Annotated in this window: 30 protein-coding genes; 14 read left to right on the forward strand and 16 right to left on the reverse strand. The window is 65.2% G+C overall.

The window, feature by feature from the left end; translation table 11 throughout:
• Positions 1-125: 125 nt before the first annotated feature.
• Positions 126-674, forward strand: coding sequence for a DUF427 domain-containing protein (locus CCR96_RS03905; RefSeq protein ID WP_201217586.1), 549 nt, complete (start codon positions 126-128; stop codon positions 672-674).
• Positions 674-1,480, forward strand: coding sequence for a nucleotidyltransferase domain-containing protein (locus tag CCR96_RS03910; RefSeq protein ID WP_201217589.1), 807 nt, complete (start codon positions 674-676; stop codon positions 1,478-1,480). Before CCR96_RS03905 ends, CCR96_RS03910 begins: the two co-directional genes overlap by 1 nt.
• Here CCR96_RS03910 and CCR96_RS03915 read toward each other — a convergent pair.
• Positions 1,466-2,038 carry a hypothetical protein gene (locus tag CCR96_RS03915; protein WP_201217591.1) on the reverse strand — a complete coding sequence of 191 codons (573 nt, stop codon included), beginning with the start codon at positions 2,036-2,038 and terminating at the stop codon, positions 1,466-1,468. The two genes, CCR96_RS03910 and CCR96_RS03915, sit on opposite strands and share 15 nt — an antisense overlap.
• A 5-nt stretch (positions 2,039-2,043) precedes the next feature.
• Entirely contained in the window at positions 2,044-2,610 is a 567-nt protein-coding gene (locus CCR96_RS03920) for an MOSC domain-containing protein (protein ID WP_201217594.1), read from the reverse strand.
• Between CCR96_RS03920 and CCR96_RS03925 the strand changes: the two genes are divergently transcribed.
• Entirely contained in the window at positions 2,609-3,091 is a 483-nt protein-coding gene (locus tag CCR96_RS03925; protein WP_201217596.1) for a DUF4174 domain-containing protein, read from the forward strand. The two genes, CCR96_RS03920 and CCR96_RS03925, sit on opposite strands and share 2 nt — an antisense overlap.
• 123 nt (positions 3,092-3,214) lie before the next feature.
• On the forward strand, positions 3,215-4,225 hold the full coding sequence (locus CCR96_RS03930) for an aldo/keto reductase (protein ID WP_201217598.1): 1,011 nt from the start codon (positions 3,215-3,217) through the stop codon (positions 4,223-4,225).
• Positions 4,226-4,452: 227 nt separating this feature from the next.
• On the opposite strand, the gene CCR96_RS03935 is transcribed toward CCR96_RS03930, so the two are convergent.
• The 5 genes from CCR96_RS03935 to CCR96_RS03955 all read right to left on the reverse strand — a co-directional run bounded on the left by CCR96_RS03935 (position 4,453) and on the right by CCR96_RS03955 (position 7,464).
• A complete protein-coding gene (locus CCR96_RS03935) occupies positions 4,453-5,139 on the reverse strand; it encodes a hypothetical protein (RefSeq protein WP_201217600.1) in 687 nt (228 codons plus the stop codon).
• Entirely contained in the window at positions 5,132-5,602 is a 471-nt protein-coding gene (locus CCR96_RS03940; protein WP_201217602.1) for a MerR family transcriptional regulator, read from the reverse strand. The genes CCR96_RS03935 and CCR96_RS03940 overlap by 8 nt, the downstream gene beginning before the upstream one ends.
• Before the next feature lie 25 nt (positions 5,603-5,627).
• Positions 5,628-5,852: a hypothetical protein gene (locus CCR96_RS03945; protein WP_201217604.1), complete on the reverse strand. Its 225-nt coding sequence runs from the start codon at positions 5,850-5,852 to the stop codon at positions 5,628-5,630.
• A 70-nt stretch (positions 5,853-5,922) separates the two neighbouring features.
• The gene (locus tag CCR96_RS03950; protein WP_201217605.1) at positions 5,923-6,702 is read right to left on the reverse strand and encodes a class I SAM-dependent methyltransferase; all 780 of its coding nucleotides are present in this window, start codon (positions 6,700-6,702) and stop codon (positions 5,923-5,925) included.
• A 111-nt stretch (positions 6,703-6,813) separates the two neighbouring features.
• A complete protein-coding gene (locus CCR96_RS03955; RefSeq protein WP_201217607.1) occupies positions 6,814-7,464 on the reverse strand; it encodes a class I SAM-dependent methyltransferase in 651 nt (216 codons plus the stop codon).
• On the opposite strand from CCR96_RS03955, the gene CCR96_RS03960 reads away from it, so the two are divergent.
• Both CCR96_RS03960 and CCR96_RS25015 read left to right on the forward strand, forming a co-directional pair.
• Positions 7,442-7,618, forward strand: a complete 177-nt coding sequence (locus CCR96_RS03960; RefSeq protein WP_201217609.1) for a hypothetical protein — start codon at positions 7,442-7,444, stop codon at positions 7,616-7,618. The two genes, CCR96_RS03955 and CCR96_RS03960, sit on opposite strands and share 23 nt — an antisense overlap.
• Before the next feature lie 15 nt (positions 7,619-7,633).
• Complete coding sequence (locus tag CCR96_RS25015; RefSeq protein ID WP_274601067.1) at positions 7,634-7,768, forward strand: hypothetical protein; 135 nt, start codon at positions 7,634-7,636, stop codon at positions 7,766-7,768.
• A 13-nt stretch (positions 7,769-7,781) separates the two neighbouring features.
• Here the strand turns inward: CCR96_RS25015 and CCR96_RS03965 are convergent, their stop codons facing one another.
• Genes CCR96_RS03965 through mobI form a run of 4 tightly spaced genes read right to left on the reverse strand, consistent with a single transcriptional unit; the run spans position 7,782 to position 13,543 of the window.
• On the reverse strand, positions 7,782-8,444 hold the full coding sequence (locus CCR96_RS03965; RefSeq protein ID WP_201217611.1) for an IncC plasmid conjugative DNA transfer DtrJ family protein: 663 nt from the start codon (positions 8,442-8,444) through the stop codon (positions 7,782-7,784).
• The gene (traD, locus tag CCR96_RS03970; protein ID WP_476702829.1) at positions 8,434-10,464 is read right to left on the reverse strand and encodes a conjugative transfer system coupling protein TraD; all 2,031 of its coding nucleotides are present in this window, start codon (positions 10,462-10,464) and stop codon (positions 8,434-8,436) included. The genes CCR96_RS03965 and traD overlap by 11 nt, the downstream gene beginning before the upstream one ends.
• On the reverse strand, positions 10,464-12,944 hold the full coding sequence (gene mobH / locus CCR96_RS03975; RefSeq protein ID WP_242518448.1) for a MobH family relaxase: 2,481 nt from the start codon (positions 12,942-12,944) through the stop codon (positions 10,464-10,466). The genes traD and mobH overlap by 1 nt, the downstream gene beginning before the upstream one ends.
• Positions 12,941-13,543 carry a conjugative transfer protein MobI(A/C) gene (gene mobI, locus CCR96_RS03980; protein ID WP_201217613.1) on the reverse strand — a complete coding sequence of 201 codons (603 nt, stop codon included), beginning with the start codon at positions 13,541-13,543 and terminating at the stop codon, positions 12,941-12,943. The genes mobH and mobI overlap by 4 nt, the downstream gene beginning before the upstream one ends.
• Before the next feature lie 599 nt (positions 13,544-14,142).
• Between mobI and CCR96_RS03985 the strand changes: the two genes are divergently transcribed.
• The 4 genes from CCR96_RS03985 to CCR96_RS04000 are packed head-to-tail and all read left to right on the forward strand — an operon-like array spanning position 14,143 to position 16,396.
• Complete coding sequence (locus tag CCR96_RS03985) at positions 14,143-15,141, forward strand: ParM/StbA family protein (RefSeq protein WP_201217615.1); 999 nt, start codon at positions 14,143-14,145, stop codon at positions 15,139-15,141.
• Complete coding sequence (locus tag CCR96_RS03990) at positions 15,128-15,430, forward strand: hypothetical protein (RefSeq protein WP_201217618.1); 303 nt, start codon at positions 15,128-15,130, stop codon at positions 15,428-15,430. Before CCR96_RS03985 ends, CCR96_RS03990 begins: the two co-directional genes overlap by 14 nt.
• Positions 15,431-15,452: 22 nt before the next feature.
• On the forward strand, positions 15,453-15,830 hold the full coding sequence (locus CCR96_RS03995; RefSeq protein WP_201217620.1) for a hypothetical protein: 378 nt from the start codon (positions 15,453-15,455) through the stop codon (positions 15,828-15,830).
• Positions 15,830-16,396 (forward strand): FlhC family transcriptional regulator, encoded by a 567-nt coding sequence (locus CCR96_RS04000; protein ID WP_201217622.1) that lies wholly within the window; start codon positions 15,830-15,832, stop codon positions 16,394-16,396. The genes CCR96_RS03995 and CCR96_RS04000 overlap by 1 nt, the downstream gene beginning before the upstream one ends.
• A gap of 134 nt (positions 16,397-16,530) precedes the next feature.
• On the opposite strand, the gene rsgA is transcribed toward CCR96_RS04000, so the two are convergent.
• Genes rsgA through CCR96_RS04015 form a run of 3 tightly spaced genes read right to left on the reverse strand, consistent with a single transcriptional unit; the run spans position 16,531 to position 19,314 of the window.
• Complete coding sequence (rsgA, locus tag CCR96_RS04005) at positions 16,531-17,619, reverse strand: ribosome small subunit-dependent GTPase A (RefSeq protein WP_201217631.1); 1,089 nt, start codon at positions 17,617-17,619, stop codon at positions 16,531-16,533.
• A gap of 11 nt (positions 17,620-17,630) precedes the next feature.
• A complete protein-coding gene (locus CCR96_RS04010) occupies positions 17,631-18,170 on the reverse strand; it encodes a GNAT family N-acetyltransferase (protein WP_201217634.1) in 540 nt (179 codons plus the stop codon).
• The gene (locus CCR96_RS04015) at positions 18,154-19,314 is read right to left on the reverse strand and encodes an Acg family FMN-binding oxidoreductase (protein WP_242518450.1); all 1,161 of its coding nucleotides are present in this window, start codon (positions 19,312-19,314) and stop codon (positions 18,154-18,156) included. The genes CCR96_RS04010 and CCR96_RS04015 overlap by 17 nt, the downstream gene beginning before the upstream one ends.
• A gap of 333 nt (positions 19,315-19,647) precedes the next feature.
• Between CCR96_RS04015 and CCR96_RS04020 the strand changes: the two genes are divergently transcribed.
• A complete protein-coding gene (locus tag CCR96_RS04020) occupies positions 19,648-20,046 on the forward strand; it encodes a DUF2784 domain-containing protein (protein WP_201217636.1) in 399 nt (132 codons plus the stop codon).
• An 85-nt stretch (positions 20,047-20,131) separates the two neighbouring features.
• Positions 20,132-20,668 (forward strand): lipocalin family protein, encoded by a 537-nt coding sequence (locus CCR96_RS04025; RefSeq protein ID WP_201217638.1) that lies wholly within the window; start codon positions 20,132-20,134, stop codon positions 20,666-20,668.
• Between the two features lie 83 nt (positions 20,669-20,751).
• On the opposite strand, the gene CCR96_RS04030 is transcribed toward CCR96_RS04025, so the two are convergent.
• Complete coding sequence (locus tag CCR96_RS04030; protein WP_201217641.1) at positions 20,752-21,402, reverse strand: alpha/beta family hydrolase; 651 nt, start codon at positions 21,400-21,402, stop codon at positions 20,752-20,754.
• Between the two features lie 179 nt (positions 21,403-21,581).
• Between CCR96_RS04030 and CCR96_RS04035 the strand changes: the two genes are divergently transcribed.
• Both CCR96_RS04035 and CCR96_RS04040 read left to right on the forward strand, forming a co-directional pair.
• Positions 21,582-22,103, forward strand: coding sequence for a metallophosphoesterase family protein (locus tag CCR96_RS04035; protein ID WP_338035803.1), 522 nt, complete (start codon positions 21,582-21,584; stop codon positions 22,101-22,103).
• Positions 22,104-22,206: 103 nt separating this feature from the next.
• Entirely contained in the window at positions 22,207-22,479 is a 273-nt protein-coding gene (locus CCR96_RS04040; protein WP_201217645.1) for a hypothetical protein, read from the forward strand.
• 41 nt (positions 22,480-22,520) lie between these two features.
• On the opposite strand, the gene CCR96_RS04045 is transcribed toward CCR96_RS04040, so the two are convergent.
• The coding region (locus CCR96_RS04045; RefSeq protein WP_242518452.1) for an amidase family protein at positions 22,521-23,211 on the reverse strand (691 nt) is incomplete at its 5' end.

Raw genomic sequence — 23,211 nt, forward strand, 5'->3', positions numbered from 1 at the left:
CGGCGTTGCCAAATCGCACACCTGATCATCTCGCCAGCCAAAGGATGTCTGGACCTTCGAGCTGGATCGGCGTCCGGCCAACGAGCCTTGGTAATCCTCACCCCAACTCAGAGATGCGAAACATCATGAACCCACAGGATCTTGAGCGCGCCCGCAACGCCTGGACCTATCGCGGCCAGCAGCGGCCAGCGTTTGCTGTCGTCCCTGCTGACGGGCAGGAATCGGTCTGGGATTACCCGCGCCCGCCGGCTTATGTGCCGGACCAGCGCTTGGTTGATGTCTCTGCCGGCGAACAGCGGATCGCCCGCACCGAGTGCGCCATCCGGGTATTGGAAACCGGCAGCCCGCCCGCGTTCTATCTGCCACCGGAAGCGGTGGACCAAACGCACTTGCGGCCCAGCGCGCGCCGCACCTTATGCGAATGGAAGGGCGAGGCGGAGTACTTCGATGTCGAGGGTAGCGCGGGCTGGACCAGCAATGCGCTTTGGCGTTATTCGCAGCCGGAAGGTGAGGCAAACGTCATTGCAGGCTGGTTTGCCGCCTATCCCAGTCTGCTGCGCTGTCTCGTCGCCGGCGAGCCGGTGCGCGCACAGGCCGGTGGCTTCTACGGCGGCTGGATCACCGATGAGCTGGTTGGCCCGTTCAAAGGCGAGCCGGGGACTGGGCATTGGTAATGGACAAACGGCGTGCGGAGATCCTCGCCCAGCTGACAGGAGTCGAGTCCGACCATGGGGTATGCATCCTCTTCGCCTGCGAATCCGGCAGCCGCGGTTGGGGCTTTGCCTCGCCGGATAGCGATTTCGATGTGCGATTCCTCTATGTCCATCCCTTGCCCTGGTACCTGCGGGTACGGCCACAGCGCGCTGTCATCGAGCAGCCGATCAGCGGTGACCTGGATATCAATGGTTGGGAGCTGCGCAAGGCCTTGGGGCTGCTCGGCAAGCGCAACGCAACGCTGATTGAGTGGCTGGACTCGCCGATCGTCTACCGAGCCGATCCGGTGTTTCTGCAGCGGTTGCGCGCACTCGCTGAATCTGTCTATCAGCCACAGCGGGCGTTTCATCACTACCTGCACATGGCGCGTGGCAATGACCGGGACTTTCTGACCCGTGAGCAGGTGCGGTTGAAGAAGTACCTCTACGTGCTGCGCCCGTTGCTAGCGACGCTCTGGATCGAGCAGGAACGCGGTCCGGTGCCGATGCGCTTTGAGACGCTGGTCGAGACCTTGATCGATGAGCACGAACTGCGCGCGGCCAGTGAGCAGTTGCTGGTGATCAAGCGCTCGGTTGGAGAGGCGGAGGTCGGAGCACCCCTGCCCATCCTCAATGCCTTCATCGATCGTGAGCTGACGCGGCTGGAAGCGGTCATGCCACCGCCGACAAGGCCGATCGATGAAGCGGCGCTTGATCGGCTGCTGTTGGAGACGGTGATGAGGACGGCATCCTCAGCCGAGACAACGGAGACCTCAAACGCCGAGTGAGACGTATGAGCCCCGAGCCTTGGCTTCCCGCGCTTCCTGCTCCGCGACAAAATCCGCGATGGCTTGCACGCGTGCCTTGGCCGGGCCGTTCAGGGTGGTGCCGTAACTCACGTCATAGTGCTCGCAGTAGTCTGCGGCGAGTCGGTAGCCGTCGGCGGGCTGATCGGCCTGTCTCAGGATGATCCGAAACGCCTCTTCGAGCAACAGCACGGAGCGATCGTGAATGATGCGGACCTGATATGACTTAACGCGCCGGTACTCGGAGTGAAACGCCTGTAAGCGGCGCAGCAAGTGCTGCATCCCGACCCAATGGGGGGTGCCGGTGCTGTCGGTCGCATGCAGGGCGGTGCCTGCTTCTGCGATGAGCGCCTCGGCCTCGCTGGAGGAGGCCTGTTGTTCAGCGACGATTCGCTCGATCATCCAGCGTGCAAAGGCGCGCAGTCGATCCCCCGGCTCGAACCACTTCTTCAGCACCGTCAGGCGTTGGGTGTTAGCGGACCCAGTCCGCTCGATCTCAGCGAGGATGGAGGCAAATTTGTCGTGGATGGTGGTCGGCATGGCATTCACGCAATCTGTTCGAGCCCGGGAAGCTGGGCGTCTGGGCTGCCGATGACGTCGGCGCCCTCGGCAACCACAGCAACCACAGCAACCACAGCATCACCGACGCGCAGCTGCCCGCCCTGGATCACGCGCGCGCAGAGTCCGCCATGGCCGCGCAGGGCGTTGTAGCCGCCTGGCCCCAGCACCTCCTCCATGCGTGAGCAGGGATGCGCGAAACTGGTGCCCTCCAGCACCACCTCGCCGATCTGAAAGCGTTGCCCCTTGAGCGCCACCAGGTTGATGCCGGACACCAACAGGTTGCGGCGCAAGGTCGCCGGCGCAATCTCTTCGACATCGGTTAACGCTGCGATCACTGGCAGGTGCTCGGCCTGCAGCAGGGTGATGCCGCGGCTGCCGGAGCGTCCGCTGTAGTGATCGCCCTCGAGACCCGCGCCGGTGATGGCCTGCGCGGCCTCGACCTGGATCAACGCTGCGCGCTTCGCCGGCCGCAGGCCAATCCAGTGCAGACGGCCAGGCCGGGGAAAGGTCTGCATCAGCAACGCTAATGGGCTGTTTTTGGAGAGGGTCATGACAACCATCATACTGGCGCTTGCGGCACTCAGGCTGAATCTGGCGCTCAGCCTCGTCCTTGGGCTCGGGTTCAGTGCGGCGAGCACGCTGCTCAGCGCCGAGCCAGTCGATGAGGGTGCCGATCGACCACTCGCGGAGCTTGGCTCACTGCGCTGGCAGCATCGGATCATCGTCGTGGATGCGCAGATCCCGGATGCGGTTGCCCGCCTGCGGGCCGAGCAGGCTGCGATCGATGCGCGTGACATCCTCTGGTTCGTGCGCGACCAGGGGCAGGTGCAGACCAACTATCCAGGGCCGCTCGATGCTCGACTCAAGCAGGAGCTTGAGCAGCAGTTCTTCAGCCGATCCGATGCCTTTGTCTTCTTGATCGGCAAAGATGGCGGTCTCAAAGCCAGTGCCTGCGAACTGGATCTGCCAGCGCTCTTCGAGCGCATCGATGCGATGCCGATGCGTCGTCGGGAGATGGAAGTGTCAGACTGAGCGATTCTCTGACTGACACCACCAGGATCGGTCTCAGCCTGGAACGGCCCGGCGAATCGCCTCATGTTTCGGGCGATCGTGCCCCAATCCATCCAACCGTTTGCATCGCCCCAACGCTTGATCATGCCCCAGCCAACCCCTTCATCGCTGCACCCGCTCATCGGTCGACAGCCCCCGAGCGTGCTCGGGCTTGGACTCGCCGCGCTGGGTCGTCCCGGCTACATCAACCTGGGCCATGGCGAGGATACTGGCACCGGGCGCAGCATCGAGGCGATGCGTGAACGCGCCTTCGCGGTGCTCGATGCGGCCTGGCGTGCTGACATTCGCTATCTCGACACCGCCCGCTCCTATGGTCGCGGTGAGGTCTTCCTGGGCGAGTGGCTACGCTCACGCGAGGTGCCGGCCGAGGCCCTGACCATCGCCTCAAAATGGGGCTATACCTACACCGCCGATTGGCGCATCGAGGCCGAACAGCATGAGGTCAAGAACCATTCGCTCGCCGTGCTGCAGCGACAGTGGCAGGAGACCCAGAGCAACCTAGGCGGCTATCTGGACCTGTACCAGATCCATTCTGCCACCCTGGACCGTGGTGTACTCGATGATCGAGCCGTGCACGCCGAGCTGGCGCGGCTAAAGGCCGCGGGTACGCGCATTGGGCTGACCTTGAGCGGCCCACAGCAGGCCGTCACGCTGGAGCAGGCGTTGACCCTGCAGGTCGATGGCGTGCGCCTGTTCGATGCCGTGCAGGCGACCTGGAACCTGCTCGAGCCTTCATCCGGGGCGGCGTTGGACGCGGCACATCGAGCAGGGCTGGCGGTCATCATCAAAGAAGCGCTGGCCAACGGGCGCCTCACCGAGCGCAATCAGGCGGCAAGCTTCCAGGCTCGACGGCAGCGGCTCGAGACCCTCGCCGGTCGGTTCAAGGCCTCACTCGACGCCGTGGCCCTGGCCGCCGCCCTCACCCGGCCCTGGGCCTCAGTTGTGCTCAGTGGGGCCGCCACGGAGGGACAGCTGCTGTCAAATCTGAACGCTGTCAGAGTCCCTTGGGATGACAAGGCTGAAGCACTGGTCGAGACGCTCGCCGAGGACCCGACGCTGTACTGGCAAACACGCGCTGAGCTGGCGTGGAATTGAAGCGCAGTGTCACGATAGACATGGAACCGGACACCCTCGACTGTAGCGGCGATCGCGGCATACGGTGCTGGTCTCCCAGACAGCGCGCGTTCCATTCCTTGTAGCGGTGAAGGTCAGACCATTAAGGCAATCACCTATGCTCACTGAGAATTGGAACTGACGCGCAGCTGAGTCGAGGCTGACGACGGCGGGCCATTGAACCCATCGCAGCACATGGCGTATGGCCGTCAATACTCGCTCGCGGCAGACCAGGCTTGCGGTGTCTGCACTTGCAGCGTACAGCGGTCCCGAACAATCGCGATCAAACCCGAGGCCTGGTCCCAGCCGGCCTCGCAAATCTGCTGATCGGCCAGCGTGAATAGCCGTTGTAGCGCCAACCCAAGCGCACCGCGGCGCGCGTACTCCAGCCCACATGCACGATAGGCCGCTTCTGCTTGCGCCGCGCCGGCGAGACCGATCTCGAACAGGTGCTCGATCAGGCGCGATCGCACGGCCTCGCGGCCCAGCCGATCGATCATGGACTCAATGGCCGCCCGGCCGCTCCGGTGCATCTCCAATTGCTGGGCCTTGAGATCATCCGGGAGCAGACTCTCCAGCAGCTCGCCATCGGCCTGACCCTGCAGCAGGTCCTCATCCACCATCTGAGCCAGATCCGGGCGCGGATCAGCACCGGTCCGCGCGGCGAGTTGCAGCAACGCGATCGATTCAGCCCGATGGCCACTCGGCGGCAGCCCACAGAGAGCGTGATCGAGGATGTCGTGGATGAACACCGCGGTGGGAATCCGCTCGCCAGTGGCAGGCGTCGAGGCGATGATGTTCGGATCATCGACGGCCGAGGCGAGCTTCCAGCCGCAGGCGCCAAAGCCGTCCGGCCATTCACGTCGGTAGCGCCAGTCAAGCTGCACCTCAGTCACGGATCGGGGCCTCCCAGACCAGCTGCAGGACTTGGCTGCCGCTGACACCATGGCTGACTTCACACTGATCGCAGACTGCGCGCTCCGGGCGCTGCCTGCAGCCCTGGCAGCGGCGCACCAGGGCTTGGGCCTGGGCCAGATCACACCGTTGCCTCTCGATGGCCGCCGCTTGCTCAGCGAGGGACTGATCCATGGCCCTAAGGCGCGCCAAGACGTCGCGGCTGGCCGCATCGCCGGTGTCATGCTGTGCACGGACCGCGGCCAGCGCCGCCACCTCTTGCAGCGAGAAGCCTAGACGGGCTAGGGCCAGCACGGCGGCAAAGCGGGCGACATCGGCCTCGTCGTACAGCCGCGTTCCGCCCGGCGTGCGTCGCGGCTGCACCAGCCCCTGCTCTTCGTAGAAGCGCAGCGTACGCACCGTGGTGCCGAGCTGCTCGGCGATGGCGCCGATCTTCATGGCCATGTAACCCGGCTCGAGCCCACAGGATTCAAAGGTCGACGAAGCGGGCGGACAGGCCCTGCTTCTGAAGCACGGCCAGAAGTTGCTGTGATGTCGCCCGAGCCGGATCATGCGAAGCAAACAACAGGTGCGGTTTGCTCGATGGCTCCAAGTGCGTTTCGCCACCCAGCTCAGCTTGAAGCTGATGGTTCAGCGCTGCCCGCGCGGCGTTGTCCAAGGTTTGCTCGGTATGCAGCAGGAGTTTCGTTGACATGCTTGGCCTCCGGTTGGTGTGGAGACTTAATCTAACGCTAACGTTAGATAATAAGCAACCCTGCGAGGCCTCATGCTTTGTACTCAAGGTCCGAGCGGCGGGCATCGATATTCAGGCGCACATAGTCGATGACGGGCTCGCCAAGCTGGTGCATGACCTTCTGCAGAAACGCTTGGTGCTCGGATGCCGGCAGCTGCTCGAGGTGCGCACGCAAGCAGACGGTGCGCAGATAGGTCTCGAACGGCTCGCCTGCGTCGAGCGGGGTCGGCTCCGGCTGCAGCCAGCAGCGCACCTCGATGAAGCCTGCCGCGGTCAACCGTCGCTCAGTGTCAGCGGGTGTCGCGAAATGGGTGGGATCAAGATCGACACCCGCGGCCTTAGCGGCTGCGTGGACCCGCGCAATGTTGCCGACCCCACCGCATTGGGCGACCAGTTGCCCACCCGGTCGCAGCACGGCCGCGAGATGTGCGAACAGGGATTCATGATCATGAATCCAGTGGAAGGTCGCGGTCGAGACAATCGCATCGACGGACTGCAGTGGTAGCGGTTTTGCCAGATCGGCGCGCAGCACGGTCACCCGCTCGGCATGGAGCGCAAGCCGGCGCTGCGCCTCTGCGACCATGGCTGCGGAGCGATCGAGGGCGATGACCCGCCCCTGAGGAAGGCGCCGGCACAGTTGCTCTGTGACCCGCCCTGAGCCGCAGCCGGCATCGAGCACGCACTCATCTCCGGCGAGACGCAACCGATCGAGCACAGCCGCACCCCAGCGCGTCATGGGGTCGGCAATCCGGTCGTAGGTCGTGGCATCCCACTCGACGGCAGCGGTTGCCACCGACTCAGGCTGAGCCATCGATACCTCCGCGCGGTTTTGATTCGGGCCGACCAGGCACTGTGCGCATCCTGATCCGGCGATGGGAGTCAAGGTCTACGGTTGCGGTGGCCTCTGCCGCCAGTGCGGGATTCACGCGGCATTACCGCTGCCTGCTTTCACGAACTGCAGGATGTAGGCGAGCCGGTGCCCAAAGCAGGCTCGCTCCGAAAACCCTGCGGCGGTGGCAAGACGCGTCACGGTGCCGCGCGGCTGGAAGTGTGGATCGAAGATAACTTCAACGACGGCGAGGAGGCCGCCCGGCTTCAGCGCGCGATACAGCTCGGCGAGCGCGGCTTCGCGGTTGGGGATCTCCCCTAGCACGGTCACCAGCACGGCACGATCAAAGCCGTGCGTGGGTAGCCGCCCGTCCCCCAGAGCGGCCTCCAGGAAATCGACATTGCTCAGACCGGCCGCCTCTGTCTTGGCCCGCGCTCGGGCCAGCATCCCGGGCTGGAGATCCAGCGCGAGAACACGCCCGGTCGATCCGACGCCGCGCGCGAGGGGAACGGTCAGTCGCCCCGGTCCACACCCCGCATCGAGCACGGTCATTCCTGGCGTCAAGTCCAAGGTCGCGACGATCTCAGCAGCGCGATTCATCCGCGTGAAGGGATTGTCGAACTCAACGAGCCAGCGCAGCCAGACCGGACAAGGCAGACGCTGTCGACGAGAGGCCAAGCGCCAGCCAAGAACCCCGAGTGCGGCCAGAATGAGAACGGCGATGAGCGTCGTCGACAGGGTCATGGTTTACCTGCAGGTCTGCGTATCGGGAGCACGGATTCCACCTCGGGCTGTCGCGCTTGTCGATCCCGAGGGCTCCGTCGGCGGCGCCTTGTTCTTTGAGCAGGCCGTTCCCAATAGCGTTCGAATCGTCGCGCTCGGTCCAGACGCGCTCTGACCGCCAGGATATCGCATGGCGGCGATACCCGCGGACCTTGGACTCCTGTCCACGGAGCGCATCCCGGTCGCGACCGGATCACCGCCACTGCCGCGCATCACGGCGACACCGCCGCAGCAACCCGTCATGCAGGGGGCAAACACCTCATGAGCGGGTCATTCGGTTACACCCGCTTCTGCGTCTGCGTGAGCAACACAGCCAGGGCCGCCGCCGCGATCAATGCCAGCACCGGCACCGCGAGCGTCGGCACTGGTAGCGGCAACAAAAGCCCGAACCCGAGCAGGAAGCCCAGTCCGAGCAGCACCCGCACCGCCAGCCGATGAGCCAACGGGCTTGGATAGTCGAACCCCGCCAGGCGAATGCGTCGGCGGATGAGTCCATCCACGACCGCGCCGATCAGGGCAAAGCCGATGAATGGCCACCAAGCGAACAATACGACCAGGCGCTGGATCGCCAGATAAACGGCGAACCAGATTAAGTCGAGCCGGGTCTTGACCCAGGGCCAGAGCGGCGCGGCGGCCAACTTGTCGAGTTCGGGCGTCGCCTGCACGGCAGCAGCCTCCGGCAGCAGCAGGTCATAGCTCGCATCGACCAGACCCGAGCGCAAGAAGACGGTTCCGTACCAACGCTGAGCCGAGGCAAAGACGGCGGTTGCGGTGTCCTCTCCCAACTGACTCGACACCCAGCGCACCTCCTGATCACGCATGCGGGTCGACCAGTCGGCCGGGATCAGCGCCGAGAGGAGCACAAATTCCATGACCAGTAGGATCACAGCCACAGTCGTCGCCCAGAGCCAACTGGTCTTGGTTTGGGTGTCAGTCGCCATCGGGTCGGCCGTTCCCTGGACGAGGCTGAGCAATCTCAGCCTGTGCGACAGGCGCAACATCATCCCCTGGAACAGGATCAGACACAGACTCAGTTGCCGGAGATGGCAGAACGTGCTCATCGCTGACCAAGATCGCCTTCTCTAACCCGAGCCGGATCTGCATGTCAGCTTCAGCCGTTGGCGGAATCTCGGTCTTGAGTCCAGCGGCAGCCTTATCAACCAACATTTCAGGCGCCACCAGGATCGGCAGCCGCCCCTTGATCGTGCGTCCCCCAGCCAAGCGCCCGATGTACTCCAGATTCGGCAGATGCCCGAGCAAGGCCGGCGGCAGCAACTCGCCCTCCTCCTCGATCAGGCGCTCACCGGCATTGCCGCTGTAGAGCAGCGGATTGTCGGACTGGGTGCTGCTGGCCTGGGTGCGCATCAGGGTCTGAAGACGAATCTTTGGCAGACTGTCAGTGATATAGGTCTGGGTCTCAGCATCGAGCACCCGCAACGCGATCAGGTTGTTCAGATTCGCCAACACCTGCGTCGCCTTATCCTTGCTGCCGGTGCGCGCGGCAAAGTCGGCGAAGCTCTGGGTGGCCACGGTCAGCTGCAATCCAGCACCACGCCCCTTGTTCAGCAGCTGCACGAAGGGATCGTTCATCACCTCGGCGGCCTCGTCGATGAAGACGCTGACCGGCTTGTTGTTAACCCCATAGTTGTAGCGATCCCCAGCAATCGAGGTCAGCTCGGCGATCAACAGCGAGCCGATGGCGCTGCCGACCATGCCGTCGGAGAGCGAATCCAGACCGATGTAGGCGACATAGCCGTCGTTGATCAGGTCGGTCATGCGCATCAGATCGCGCGGATCATCCGGATCGCTCGGATTGGGCGAGAGCAAGGGACCGAGCTGCCCGGAGGTTAGCATCACCAGTACTGGCATCAGGCTCGCGACCATCTTGGAGAAATGCACACGCTCGTGCTCGTGCATGTTGACCAGGCCATCGATCACCGATGAGGGATGCTCGGGGGCGATGCGGTTGCGGTAGTGGCGGATCAAGGCCTGCACCCGGCCGTGGCTATCACGGGCCTTGCTGAGGAGCGCCTCGCGATCGAAACGCGCATCGACCTGAGTGCTATAGGTGACCAGCGCGCGCTCGACCAGGGCATCGACTCCCCCTTCAAGGTAGTGGCGCAGCTTGAGCAGGTTCGGGCGCTCCTCGACCAGCAAGAGCCCGGCGATGATGTGGCTCATCGCCATCTGACCGAAGGCCTTGAACGGATCAGCGCCGGTCTCCGAGGGCATCAGTGCGGCGATGCGGCTGGCCAGTTCGGTGTGGCGACCGAAGGTGGCCATCGGATCGATGCGGCAGGAGTCCTCCGGGAAGGCCGGATGGAAGGCGGCGAACTTCTCCGGGCGTCCGGCCAAGGTGCAGGCGCGCTCGGCATTGTCGCGCAGCTCTCGGTCGCCCTTGGGATCGATGATCAGCACCGCCTCGCCGCGCAAGACGGCCTGGCTGATCAGCAGATCGAACAAGCGGGTCTTGCCGGCGCCGGTGGTGCCGACCACCAGCAGGTGGCCTTCCAGGGTGCTGAGTGGCACGGCGAGGTCGTCTTCGCGCGGCGCGAGGCCATGCAGCCAGTGAGCGCCGATCGCGGTGGTTGAGATCGGGGTCAGTCGCGAGGGGCCGATCCGCAGCAGGTCGTGCGCAAGCTGCGCCTGATCGCGCTCCCACTCGAAGCCGCGGCCCAGCCAGAGCTGGCCCTGGAACCGTTGTGTGGTCGCGGCCAGCTCGGCGACGGTGACGAAGGTCTGTACCCGTCCGCTCAGATTGGCGTGCAGGGCGCGCAGGCGCAAGGCCCCCGGCAGCCAGCTCAGGGCCATGAGCAGGGCCAACAGGGCGAAGAGCCGAAAGGCGCCCGGGTGCAGTTGCCAATGGCCGGCGCTGGCAAAGGCGAAGGCGGCAAGCAACAGCCAGAACCCGACCGCGACGGCCTCATGATTGGCGCGCCAAGGGTTGTGATAGCGCTGCATCAGCGCTGGACCTCGATGCGCTGATGCGCGCCGAGCCGAAAGCGCGGGTCCGTGAGCAGGCGCTGGCGCAGGCTGTAGACGCCGAGGCCGTGGCGTTTGGCCAGCGCCTTGAGGGTTGTGCTATCGAGCACGAGCACTTGGCTGCCATCACCGGGGCCGTGCTGGCGCTCGAGGTCAGCAAGGATGGCGGGGATCAGCGGTGGCTTGTTGGTGGGTTCCTCCGGGTTGGTGGATTCGCTTGGATGCTGCGGGGTTGTTACTTGACCCGACGCGGTTGCTGGCCGGTTGGGAGATGTCTGGGGACTTGGAGGTATCGGCGCTGGCGTTGATGTCGATGTCGGTATCGGTGCCGATGTCGCTGACAGCTGCGCTAAGGGTTGTGCTGAGTCTTCCGAATTGGGCTCGACGGTGGTTTGACCTGAGCCTCCCTCCTCCACCAGCAACCGCAACCGTGCTGACACCTCAGCGGTCAAGACCAGCCAGCGCTCGCCGTCATACTCACGCACCCGACGCATCGGGGTTCTGGGGTCCGGCTCCAGGGCGCATTCAGCACTGAGCGCCTCCGCCGCCTGGGTCGGCTCCCAGCCGGTGGCCTTGAACCAGGCCGGATACGGCAGCCAGAGGAGATCATCACGCCAAGCGAACCGGTGTTCATGAGCCGCCGGCGGGGCCACATCGATCAGGTGGGCCATCAGTTGGGCGCTGCCAGGGCCGTGTTCGGTGAGCCAGACACGGGCCGCAGCGCAGGCATCCCTTTGGGACTGATCCGGCTCTGCGACCGATAATGGCCTGATCACTGACGCGGGGCCTACAGCGGAAGCGGGCGCTGAGCCAGCCGCTGGTGGTGATGCACCGAGGACACTGGGCGTGCCCTCTTCGGGATCGGGATCGGGATCGCGATGCGGGCGCTGCAAACCATTTGAGGACGGTGATGCGCCGTCCAAGTCAGACGCAACGTCGTCTCCGCGTTCCAGATCAGACACCCTGCTTTCGGCTGCTGCAGATTCCCCAGCCCTCGGCGCATCAGCCAGATCACCGACCTCGTCCGTACCAGGCCCATCAGCGTCTGGCGCAATTGCCTCAGAGCGCGACGTCACTCGGGTACCCGCCTCGCTAACCTCTTCCCGCGCCACCAGATCCACAGCGGCCGGGGCACCATGCGGAAACAACAGCTCCGGACTCTGCAGCCGCAGCAGATTGAGCATGGGTGGTTGCTTTCCCGCCGATGCCATGATCCCGGGAGCCAATCGCCAGGTCACCTCCCGGCCGAGGGCATCGGTTCGAGCGACCGCCAGACCGCGCTCGAGCAGCAGCTCTGCGATGCTCTGCGGATCGCGCGGAATCCCCGGGATGCGCTCGGCGGCAAGCAGTTCGGTGATATCGCGCGCGGCGGCCGGCCACACTAGATGCAGACCGGCATCGCGCAACAACCAGACCCGCGCACCCGGCACATTGACCTGCCAGCGCCCGTCGTGCAGCAGCCGACGCATGGCATCGAGCAGATAGCGATCGACCGGCACCCCGACGGCGGTATCGATCGGCGCGATGCGCTGCTCGCGCAGATCCCGCTCGACGCTGTGGCGGTCGGCTTGGCGCACCAACTCGACCAGCACGCTGCTATGGGGCACGCCGGTCACGGCAGCCACCAATCCGCTGTAGAGCCCCGGATCGGGTTGCGAGAGCCAGCGCTCGACCCGGCTCGGCAGCAGACGTTTCAGGGCGATCAGGTTGAACACCTCGTGACCGTTGTGAGCGCGCCGCTCACGCCAGCGCAGGAAATAGCCCTCGAGGCCGTGGCGGCTGGCCCAGTCGGTCAGGTCCTCGTCGATCGGCGACCAGGTCGTGCGGCCATCACGATCGGTCGCGGCGACATCGACCAACGCCTTGCCAGTATCGTGCAGCAAACCGCCGAGTGCGGCGGCTGCGCGCAGTCGTGGCTCCAAACGCCGCTGCTCGACGCGCGGCCTATCGAGCCCAACCATGACGCCGCGACTGGCGCGTGCGGCATGGAAGGCGACCTCCAGGCCATGGCGATAGAGTCCGCCGGCGCCGCGATGATGATGCACCTCGCTGGCCGGGATCAGATGCACGAAGGCGGCATAGCGGTGGATCACCGGTGCGATGTAGGTGGCCCAGCGCTCGCTCCCGTCGTCTTCGTCGTCACCGAGGGCCAACTCCCGGCGCAGCCGCGCGATCAGCTCGGCCTGGGTGGCGATCAGTCGCTCGAGTGGCGGCAGCGGCAAGCCTTTGAGGAAGGGTGGGTAGCGTGGGATCTCCTCGTCCAATAACGCTGGCGCTGGCGCTGGCGCTGGTGCCAACGCCGGTGCTGATTCCGGCGTTGGCTCCGACTCGACTTGACCTCCGGGCTTGGTCATCGCAGTTGGCGCTTCAACAGTCGGCATCGATTCAACCGTTGACGACAGCGAGCCAGCAGGGTCCGGGATGCCTGTCATCTGGCGTAAGCGGTGCAACAGACTCATCGTTGGTCGCCAGCGGCATCGACATCATCGTCCGATGCCTGATCGTCCGAACACTGATCCCCCGGCAACGGCTGCGTCAGCCGGACCAGCACCTGTTGCAGCCGCAGCTCGGCCTGCTTCATCCACCGCAGGCGCAGTCGAATCTCACCGAAGCGCTGCTCGGCCTCGAGCGCGATGCGTCGCTCCCAGGGCATGGCGGCCGACAAGCTCGAGCGGGTATAGACATCAGCCTCACCGCGCGGCAGATAGAGGGTGCGACCGGGACCGCGCGCCAGGAACCACTCGATGGTGAAACTGCCGCCGGTGCGCCGCGGTGCTCGAATGCGCACCCCGAGTCGGGCATCGCGCCCACGCTGCATCCGTAAACGCTGCGCCCGCAGCTGCTCCATGGTCTCGATCTCGATCCCCTCAGCGACCAAGCGCAGGCGCTCGCGCTCGGCCTCGAAGCCAAGCCCGACCAGCTCAGGGAGCGGCTCGAGCGAGAGTAAACCTCCGCATGTCGACCCCCCTGCCCACCACTTATCCAGGTGAGCAGCCCCCTGCGGGGTCACCAGGGGACTTTGGGATGGATCAGTGGGTTTGTGCGCGGGCTCAGCCATGGGCGTCCACCTGGACTAGGGGCTCAGGGCTGCGCACCAGGCGGCTTTGCCACCGGCTGCTCCCTCGGCGCTGCGACCTGTTGACTCGATCGATCAATGACTTGAATCCTCTGTTCAGTCGTCGTCCAAACGGCCCTGCTCATCTGGAATTTGGGCAGCCGTTGCGCACCTAGCTGCGGCCTGACCACTGGGCACCTGGGCCTGCGTCGGGTCTTGACGGTCCTGTCGGCCGCCCGTGCCCATCAGGGCGTTCAGCCTAGGCCTGCTCATCTGCAAAACCCGATGCGCAGTCAATGGCTTAAGCGATGCTGGTCAGGGCCGCTGCGCACCTCGACTCGATGCATAGCGGTGCGCACCTGACGCGCAGCCTCGGCACAGCCTAGCCCGCGGTTCAGCACCGGCGCAGCAGGGAAAGATGCCGTTTTTCGGCATCTCTTTCCGTTTCGTGCCTGGGTCAGAGGCGGCATCCTCTTGTCGTGCTGTAGTCGTGCTGTAGTCGTGCTGGGGTTCCGGAGCGGCCCAATGGTGGCGGTGTCTGGGGCCTCTGGTCGGTGTTTGTCGTGCTGCAGTCGTGCTGCAGTCGTGATGGAGGATTCTCGATGGTGGTGGTCGGTCTCGATATTGGATACGGCAATCTGAAGCTTGCGGCGGGTGGCTGCGGCGAGCCGCCGCTTGAACGGATCATGCCGGCGGTGGCGGCACCCGAGGCGCATGTCGCCGAGCGCCTGGCGGGCGTGTCGTCAGGCACGCGCGAGGGGCTTGCCGAGGGGATCAGGCTCTCGCTGCATGGCGAGCCCTGGATCGCTGGCATCCACCCGGCGCGGGTCTCGGGCTGGCAGCGGGCGCTGCATGAGGACTATGCCGCCAGCGATAGTTATCAGGCGCTGGTGTTAGCGGCCTTGGAACTCGTCGGTGAGACGTGCATCGACCGTCTGGTGACCGGACTGCCGGTGGCGCAGGCCAGTGATGCAACTGCGCGTGAGCACTTGCGCCGACGGTTGCAAGGCCGGCAGCGGCTGGCTGAGGGCTCGGTGGAGATCGCCGAGGTTCGGGTGATCGCCCAGCCGGTCGGCGCCTTTGTCGATCTGCTGATGCAGGCCGATGCCGCGCTGATCGAGCGCATCGGTGCCGGCACGGTGCTAGTGATCGATGTCGGTTTCTTTTCGGTGGACTGGTCGGTGCTGGTCAACGGCGATCTGCGACGCACACGTTCAGGGACCAGTCTGGAGGCAATGAGTGTGCTGATCGATGCGGCGGCGGCGCGCCTGTGTGTCGGGCGCGGCGGCAAGGCGCCGGTGGCGGCGATCGAGCAGGCCTTGGCGGCGCAGCGCTCGCGGATTCTGCTGCATGGTGAGTGGGTGGCGTTGGCGCCGGTGCTGCAGTTGGCCGCGCGCGAGGTGGCGCAACGGGCACTGGAGGCGCTGCGCCAGGGTCTGCGCCATGAGCAGACCAATCCCGACCTGCTGTTGCTGAGCGGGGGTGGTGCAGCGTTGTTCGCGCCTATGGTGCAGCGTGTCTTTCCCCGGGTGCCGCTGCATCAGGCCGCAGACCCAGTCGGCGCCAATGCGCGCGGTTATTTCCACTATGGCTGCCGCTGAGCGTTTGCGCATCCAGGTCGGGGTCTGCGCACGCCGGCATCCGGAGCTGTTCGCCAGCTTGATGCGCGTTTCGCGGCGCGGGCGTGCGGACCGGCTGCGGCAGTTGGCCTTATTGGGGTTGAGTGGTCAGTCGCGCGTGGACGCTGAGCCTGCTTCAGGAACCACGGCGTCTCCGCCCGAGGCCGATGCGCGATCGCCCCCTGAGCCCTCCTCCATCGATTCCGAACCCGACCCCCAGCTCGTCGCCGATCGGGCGCGCCTGCTGGAGGCCCTTCACCTGTCTGACTAAGCTTGCTTGAGGTCCACTTGCCATGACGACTTTGCTCTCTCCTGAAGCCCTGGTCGACTCGATTCAGCGTCTGAACCGCGCCTATCTGCAGACGGCCCGCGATGGTCTACGTGCGCAGCCGGCGTTGGCGCGGTCGCTGTTTGGTCTCGAGGCGCCGTTGGCACCCTGGCTGGCAACCGCCGACTCGGAGGCTGTTGAGCGTCTCGCGCGACTGCCGGGGACGGTGTTCCAACCGCGCTTGCCGGCGGAGCCGCAGCGCTTGCTCGCGGCCTGCGCACGATCGTCGGTGGATGCGGCGCTGCCGGCACTGCATCTGCTGTTGCATCAGCTCGGTGATCCTGAGGCCGATGCCGATCACGATCAGGATCAGGATCACAAAAACGGCTCGGCGTTGTCCTGATGTCGGCTCAGCCAATGCTTGAGCGGCATGCCCGCATGCAGGTGGCGCTGGCCTTGATCGCGCGGCGAGCGCGCCTGTCGATCGTGCATTGGGAGACGCGGGTCGCGCGGGATGCGCTGCGGGCGCTCTATCGGGAGGTGCATGGTGAGCCGGCGCGATCGGGTCAGTTACCGACGGCCGGTGGGGCGGCGATCACGACCCGCCACGGCCAGCTGTGTGCGTCGGTCTTCGCGGTGCTCTATCGGCGCTTGCAGCTGGCCTCGAGCGGTGTGCACGGGCAGGATCGGTGCTCGCGGTCGATTGTGGCGATGATCCAGGCGCATGATCTGGCGCAGCTGGTACTGGGTGCCGAGAACAGCCTGGAGATCACCCTGTGCTGGATGCTGGCGCGTGATCTGCGGATGGGCCGTGCGCGCCTGAGATCCTGTCCACAGTGCCAGATCCAGTATCTGGTCACCGAGCAAGGGCGCTTTGATCAGGGCTGCCCGCTGTGCGCGCGCTATCGTAGTCTGGGCTTGTCGTGCTTGAAGGTCGGGCAGACAGACGGCTCATTGTTGCGAGGATGAGCCGTCCATGGTCTCGTCGCCCTGTCCGAGCCTGGATGACAGACCCGTCGTTGGCGCTGCGATGACGGCATCGAGCCGCCGTCGGTGATGCTGCCGATGGAGGCTGCGCCTGAGAGCTCGTCTCGTCTCGCTGATCAGAACCCGCGGCGCGGCTTGCCCTCCTTCAGCACCCGTTTGACCATCTTGCCGAAGGCACGATCTTTGGTCCGACGCTCGGCAAGACTGGCGGAGTTGAAGCGGTCCTCGGCTAGAAGCTTGCGCCAACGCTGCAGCCGCGCGGGGTCGAGCTGGCCCTGCTCGATGGCCTCACGGAGTGCGCAGCCGGGCTCGCGCTCGTGTTGGCAGTTCCCGAATCGGCAGTGCGCCGATAGGGCCTCAATGTCCTCGAAGGTCTCGGCGATGCCGGAGGCGGCGTCCGCCAATTGCAATTCGCGCATGCCCGGGGTGTCCAGCACCAGGCAGCCGCCGGGGATCAGGTGCAGCTCGCGACGGGTCGTGGTATGACGCCCCTTGGCGTCGTCCTCGCGGATGACCTGGGTGGCGATTGCATCGGTGCCGGCCAGGGCGTTGGTGAGCGTGGATTTGCCGACACCGGATGAGCCGAGGAAGGCGACGGTTTGGCCTGGCTGGCACCAGGGCGACAGCCGGTCCTGTGGGTCGTCTCCGCGAGCATCGAGCGCGAGGACCGGGACCCGATCGGAGACGCTGCGGGCGGCGTCGATCCAGGTTGGCAGATCGGTCACCAGGTCGGCCTTGGTCAACACGATGACGGGCGTGATTCCGGCCTCGAAGGCTAGCGCGACATAACGCTCTAGCCGGGCCAGGTTGAAGTCCTGATTGCAGGAGGTGACGATGAAGACCGTGTCGATGTTCGCGGCGATCAGTTGCACCTGCCGGTCGGTGCCGGGGGCGCGGCGCTTGATCAGGCTGTTGCGGGACAGGAGGTGGCTCGCCCGGGGCTGTGCGCGATCGAGCAGCAGCCAGTCGCCGACGGTGACGTCGGCTCGCGGTGGGAGGGCCTCATCGATGCCAGCGCCCAGGATCTGCAGGCCGCTGCGATGCACGGCGACGACGCGGGCTGGGGGCGTTGCTGAGAGGGCCTCCGGGCTGGTCTGTTCGGCGAAGCTGGGTTGCCAGCCGAGTGCGGCGAGCGACGCTGGATCCTGGCTGGCTGAGTCGGCGTGCTTGCTCTCGTGAACATGGCCGAAGTCGTCGGCGTTCATGCGGATCATCCCTACCAATACATTGGATCGTTGAGTGCCTCGACACAGCGCGAGGGTCCTTTGAGCGGGGTCATCACCTGGTCCGTCAACGACTGCGCCAGCCAGCCACCGGGCTGCTGCAGCGTGAATGGAGCTGGTGCATCCTTTTCACTGATCGGCCTGAGGCCGACCTTGGCATAGTAGCCGGGATCGCCATAGGTCATGGCGATATCGACGCCGGCGCTGCGCAGCGCGGCTAAGCCTTGGTTCAGCAGCCGTTGCCCGATGCCCATCCCTTGCTGATCGGTGACCACGGCGACCGGGCCGAGCACGAACACCGTTCGCTCATCCTGTTCGTAGGTCAGCCTGGAGAAGAGGATGCCGCCGATGATCGCGCCCTCTTCCTCGGCGATGACGACGAAGCGATCCTGCTGCGCCGTGCTGGCGAGCAGATTGTGCACCAGACTGCCGATCAGGGCGCCTTCTTCCGCGCCCTCAGAGGCGGTGAAGGTGGCGCGGAACAGCTCGATGATCACGTCTTCTCGGCCTTGGGTATCAGTCGAAAACGGCATGCGATCGTTTCCGTTGAATGGAGCAGTGGACGCTGTCACCGTTGCACGATGTTCGTCGCAGGACCCGATCGACGGGTCGTCTCGGTGAGGCCGGCAGTCGCTTCCTGGCATACCCAAGGCGAATCAGCAGCAGCGGTTGTTCGCCGGCATTCAGGCTCAGGTGAGCCGCAAGCCGCCTGCGAATCGGCTCGACCTCGCAGGGCATATTGACGTGGGCGTGCGCGATGCCAAGCGAGGTCGCGGTGAGCACGACGCGCTCGAAGCTGCGACCGACATCGACCCAATGGCGTTTGTCATTTTCCCGGGCAATGAAGAGCAGCAGCAGCGAGGACTGACGGATCGCCTTCTCCTGCCGATCGGCCTCGCCTTCTGGCTTCACCAGCCTCGTCATGATCCAGCGGCCGAGCCAGCGCGGCACGGCGGGAAAACCCAATGCCGCAGCGGCGAGGCCATCCTGTCGAGTCGATACCTCACGCCGGGTAAACCGGATCCATGACACCAGCTCCGCGACGAAGGCCGGATCATTGAACTGGACGATGTTGGCCTCCCGGACGAAGTCGATGAGCGGCTCGATGTCCGGATCGCCGACGCGGAACGGGCGTATCTGCACGGACTCGCAGCCATTGGCCTCCAGCATCGCGGTCAGATCGGAGGCGTCGATCGCTCGTCCGTCGTAGGTTCCGCGGTTCGACTGGCGCTCGGGAATGGCGCGGAACAAGGCGTCGGTGTTCTCACTGGCGCCCTCCGACAGCCGAACCCGCAGACAGGGCTCCGGTTCATCGGCGGGGAAAGACTCGACCCTGGCGGCAAGCCCCTGATGCGCGGCTGCGACGATGAGATTGTCGAGCGCACAGCCGAGGCTGATGAACAACGCGTGATCGTCCGGGTCGACGACCGGCAGGCGCCGGGACAGGTCAGGAAAGATCCGAATCCCGTCCTGATGCACCGAGAACTGCCACGGCTGCGTGTTGTGTCCGGAAGGTGCGCGCACCGCGAAGGGGATCAGCTGCTCGGCAATGTATTCCATATCGCACCTTCGGGCTATCACGAGTGAGGTGAACGACGGTCTACCGATCACGCTGATGGCGATCGGACCGGGGAACAAGATTGCGCATGAACATTTGGCGCGCGGACGCTGGCCCATGCGACCCATCAGGGCTTTATCATCCCCACCGCGATGAAGATCGGCAACCTCTATGGCATCCCCGAATACGCCCCATTCTTTCGCGCACGCCTCACCCGGGTTGAGTCCTGATCATGGGCTGAGGTCCAGCGCGGACCGTTCTATCCGGAGCGCATGCCGCTGGTTCCGTTTCGGCCCTCCCAGGACGGCTCCGGGCACCTGGCAGCGCAGTTCGACAGGGTCATGGCCTGAGCATGACCCGGTAGCGCTCGATGAAGGACGGGGCCGAGTCTCGGATCTCGAGGGTTCTCGACCGCGAGCAGGACACCCCTGACGGCAAGACTGGAGGTCACGATGGACGCTTTCACATTCCGGCTGCTCGACCAAGCGCTGTTCCTGCTACACGCGGCCCTGGTGCTGTTCATCCTCACCGGCTGGATGTGGCCACCCACCCGGCGCCTGCACCTGCTTGTGGTGGTGCTCACGCTCGGCTCTTGGGTCGGGCTCGGCGCCTGGTACGGCTGGGGCTACTGCCCGCTGACCGACTGGCATTGGCAGATCAAAGCCGCCCTCGGCGAGACCGCATTGCCTGCGTCGTACATCAAGTACTACGCCGACGCGCTGACGGGTACGTCCTGGAATCCGATGCTCATCGACGTTTGGGTCGTCGGCTTGGCGCTGGCGGCGCTGGTCGTGTCAGCGGTGTTGAACGGGCGCGACTGGAGGCGGCAACGAGCCAGCAAGCGCGGGTGATCGAGGCGAGTCAGCACAGGGGGAAAGCACCAACCGCATCGAAGCGCGGGTTGCTTCGTCGCCATCGACGCCCAACTCCAGAGGCATGATCAAGCGCCCCCTTTTGGCCTTGCGCGCGCTGCTTCCAGGGCGCCTCGGTAAGCCTCGCCAGCCGCCTGCGACTGTGGCTCGGGTCGATCTCGATCGGCTGTTGGGCACCTGGTTCGAGGTGGCCAGGCTACCCAATCTCGAGGCGGACGGCCCTTGGCAGGACAGCGTCAATGTGACCGCGACCTATACGAAGCGTGCGGATGGGCGCATCTTCGTCCAAACCGTCGCCCATAACGCGAAGGCGGGGATGCGCCGCAGCGAGGTCAACGGTAGCGTTCATCCCGCCGATCCGAGTGGCTCGAAGCTGATCTTGCGCTTCTTCAAGCTGATCCGAGGCGACCTCTGGGTGATTGGATTGGACCCTGATTACCGATGGGCGTTGATGGGCACGCCAAGCCGCAGGCGGCTTTGGCTCATCGCCCGCGCTCCGCGCATCGAACCCGAAGACTTTGACCAGGCCATGGCGATCGCTGTCGCGCAAGGCTACGATGCGGCGCGTGTCAGACCGACCCGGCAACGGGTCGTGTCCTGACGGTAGGCCGGCGGTATGGGTGCCTTGCGCGCATCCGATCCGATCCTGGTTGCGAACCCAGACGCGGCACGCACTCCGCGCGATCACAGCGTAGCGACGAAGCCGAGAACGGCCTCTGCCGCCTGATCCAGATTCTGCTCCCAGTTGCGGCCGGATTGCCGGCGCGGCTTGAAGCTGTGATCCCCGTCCTCGATCCAGGCCAGTCGAATCGACGGCGCGAGCGCGTAGCCGGCGATCTCGTCCGGCGTGCCGAAGGGATCGCGGGTGCCCTGACAGATGAGCGTTGGCGTGCGCAGGCCGCGCAGTTGCTCGGTGCGCAGCCGATCCGGCTTTCCCGGCGGATGGAACGGGTAGCCGAGGCCGACCAGCCCGGCGACGCCTCGCTCATCGGCGATCAGACTGGCCATGCGCCCGCCCAGGGATTTGCCGCCGATCAGCAGGCGTCGAGCGTCAGTCCCCGCGGCAAGCGCCTGGTCGATGACCCGATTCCAGCGCTCCAGCAGCACCGGCTCCCGGTCCGGCGGTTTGCGCCTGCCGGTGCGCCGGATCTCGGCCATGTACGGGAACTCGAAACGGATCACCCGCATCCCGGCTTGGCCCAACGCACTGGCCATCTGTGCCATGAAGGGTGAATCCATGCCCTGACCCGCACCATGGGCCAAGACCAGGGTCCAGTGCGCATCCGGGGGCCCGTCGGTCAATGAATCGAGCTCATCTGCGGGGTTGTCAGACATGACGTGGCGGCCTCATGATCAGTGAACCAGCGCATCCGCAGCATCATCCCGCAACAGCAGTCAGCAAGACGATGAAGGTGATCGACATCCAAGCGACCCTAAATTCGATGAGACAAGCGTGTTTGCTCGCGATCAGGTGACCCTGGCACGCAGCCCAACACACCCTTCCCGTGCTTCGCGTGGCCATTCTCGCCGACACTCACGGCTGCCTGGACGCGCGGGTGGAGGCCTTGGTAGCGACCTGCGACCTGGCGGTTCACGGCGGCGATATCGGTAACGCGGAGGTCTTGCAGCGCCTGCGGCCGCGTCAGGGACGGGTCATCGCCGTCATCGGAAACAACGACCTTCCACGCAAGTGGTTGCCAGAGCAAGCGCAGGTCCTGGATGGCCTGCGAGAGCACGAGAACCTGATGCTACCCGGTGGGACACTGGCGGTCATCCACGGCCACCAGCTCGCCGCCCGGAATCGCCATGAGCGTCTGCGCCGCCGCTTCCCGCAGGCCCGCGCCATTGTCTATGGGCATAGCCACCGTCTGATCGCCGATCGCGATGCGGAGCCCTGGGTGCTCAATCCCGGCGCTGCGGGCCGGGCACGGACCTTTGGCGGACCCTCCTGCATCGTACTCGACGCCGCGGAGCATCGCTGGTCACTGCGCATCGAGCGCTTCGAACCCTTGACATGCCACGGACGCTCGTCCTGAAGCCGCCCTGTTGTTGATTGTCGCTGTCCCTCCCACGATGGCCACGCAGGACGCAGGCGTAAGTCGCTACACTTCGGAGCAAGCAACCCCTTGGAGACTGTGCATGCGAATCCCTGTCCCGATCATCTTCGTTGTCGTTTCAACAGCAGCGCTACTCTCTTGCGGGCAGCAACAGCCACCTCAGGATGTTGATCCAAGGGTGGGCCGCGACTGCTTCGAGTCGCATGAGGCCTCTCTGCCGCCCGGCAGCCAGTACGAGGGGATCGCCGAGGCCTCCGATAACCGCATCACCATCCGTGCGATGACTGGTACTCAGGTGGAAAGGTTCGATTGCTCACTGGGACCAGACGGCACGGTGACCCAGAGCAGCGACTGAGCTTGAGGTCGTCGCCGAACCCATTGTTCCCGTGGTGAGCGTCACCGTGGCGCGACGACCGCCTCAGGCTGAAGGCGACCAAATCCGGGCGGCGGACGACGGTGCTGGGTCGCTTGCTCATAGGCGTAAGCATATTGGAACAGCTTGTGCTCATCGAACGGCCGCGCCAGCAGTTGCAGGCCCAGCGGCAGGCCGCTTTCGCTGAACCCCATCGGCACCGTGATGGCCGGTTGCCCGGTATGGGGCGCAATGACTGGGCTGTTGTTGCCGTGCGGGCTCTCGCTGTCGCCGAGAAGGCGCGGCGGATGGCTCCAACTGGGGTAGATGATCGCGTCGATCTGGTGTTCATCCATCGCGGCGAGGACGGCTTCGAGCAAGGCCTTGCGTCGCGGATCACCCTGGACGTCAACGCAGGGCGGCTGTTGTGAACTGGGATCAGCGTCGACCGCCATGGCCCACTGCATCGCTCCGGCGCTCTGGGGCAAGAATTGGTTGCTCGCCACCACCTCATCCAGAGAGCGGATGGGGGCCTCTGGTCCCAAGGTTTGAAGATAGCGGTTCAGATCGTAGCGGAAACGGCTGCAGAAACCCGTGGCATCGGTCAGGCGCTCGAGATCGGGAATTCGGAACGGATCGAGGATGACAGCGCCGGCTTGGCGCAGATCTTCAATCGACTGGTCGAAGCGCGCCACGACCTCGGGGTCGGCGATGTCTGTCTCCGCAGCCGCATCC

The sequence above is a fragment of the Halochromatium roseum genome, from assembly GCF_016653315.1.
Classification (GTDB): Bacteria; Pseudomonadota; Gammaproteobacteria; order Chromatiales; family Chromatiaceae; genus Lamprobacter; species Lamprobacter roseus.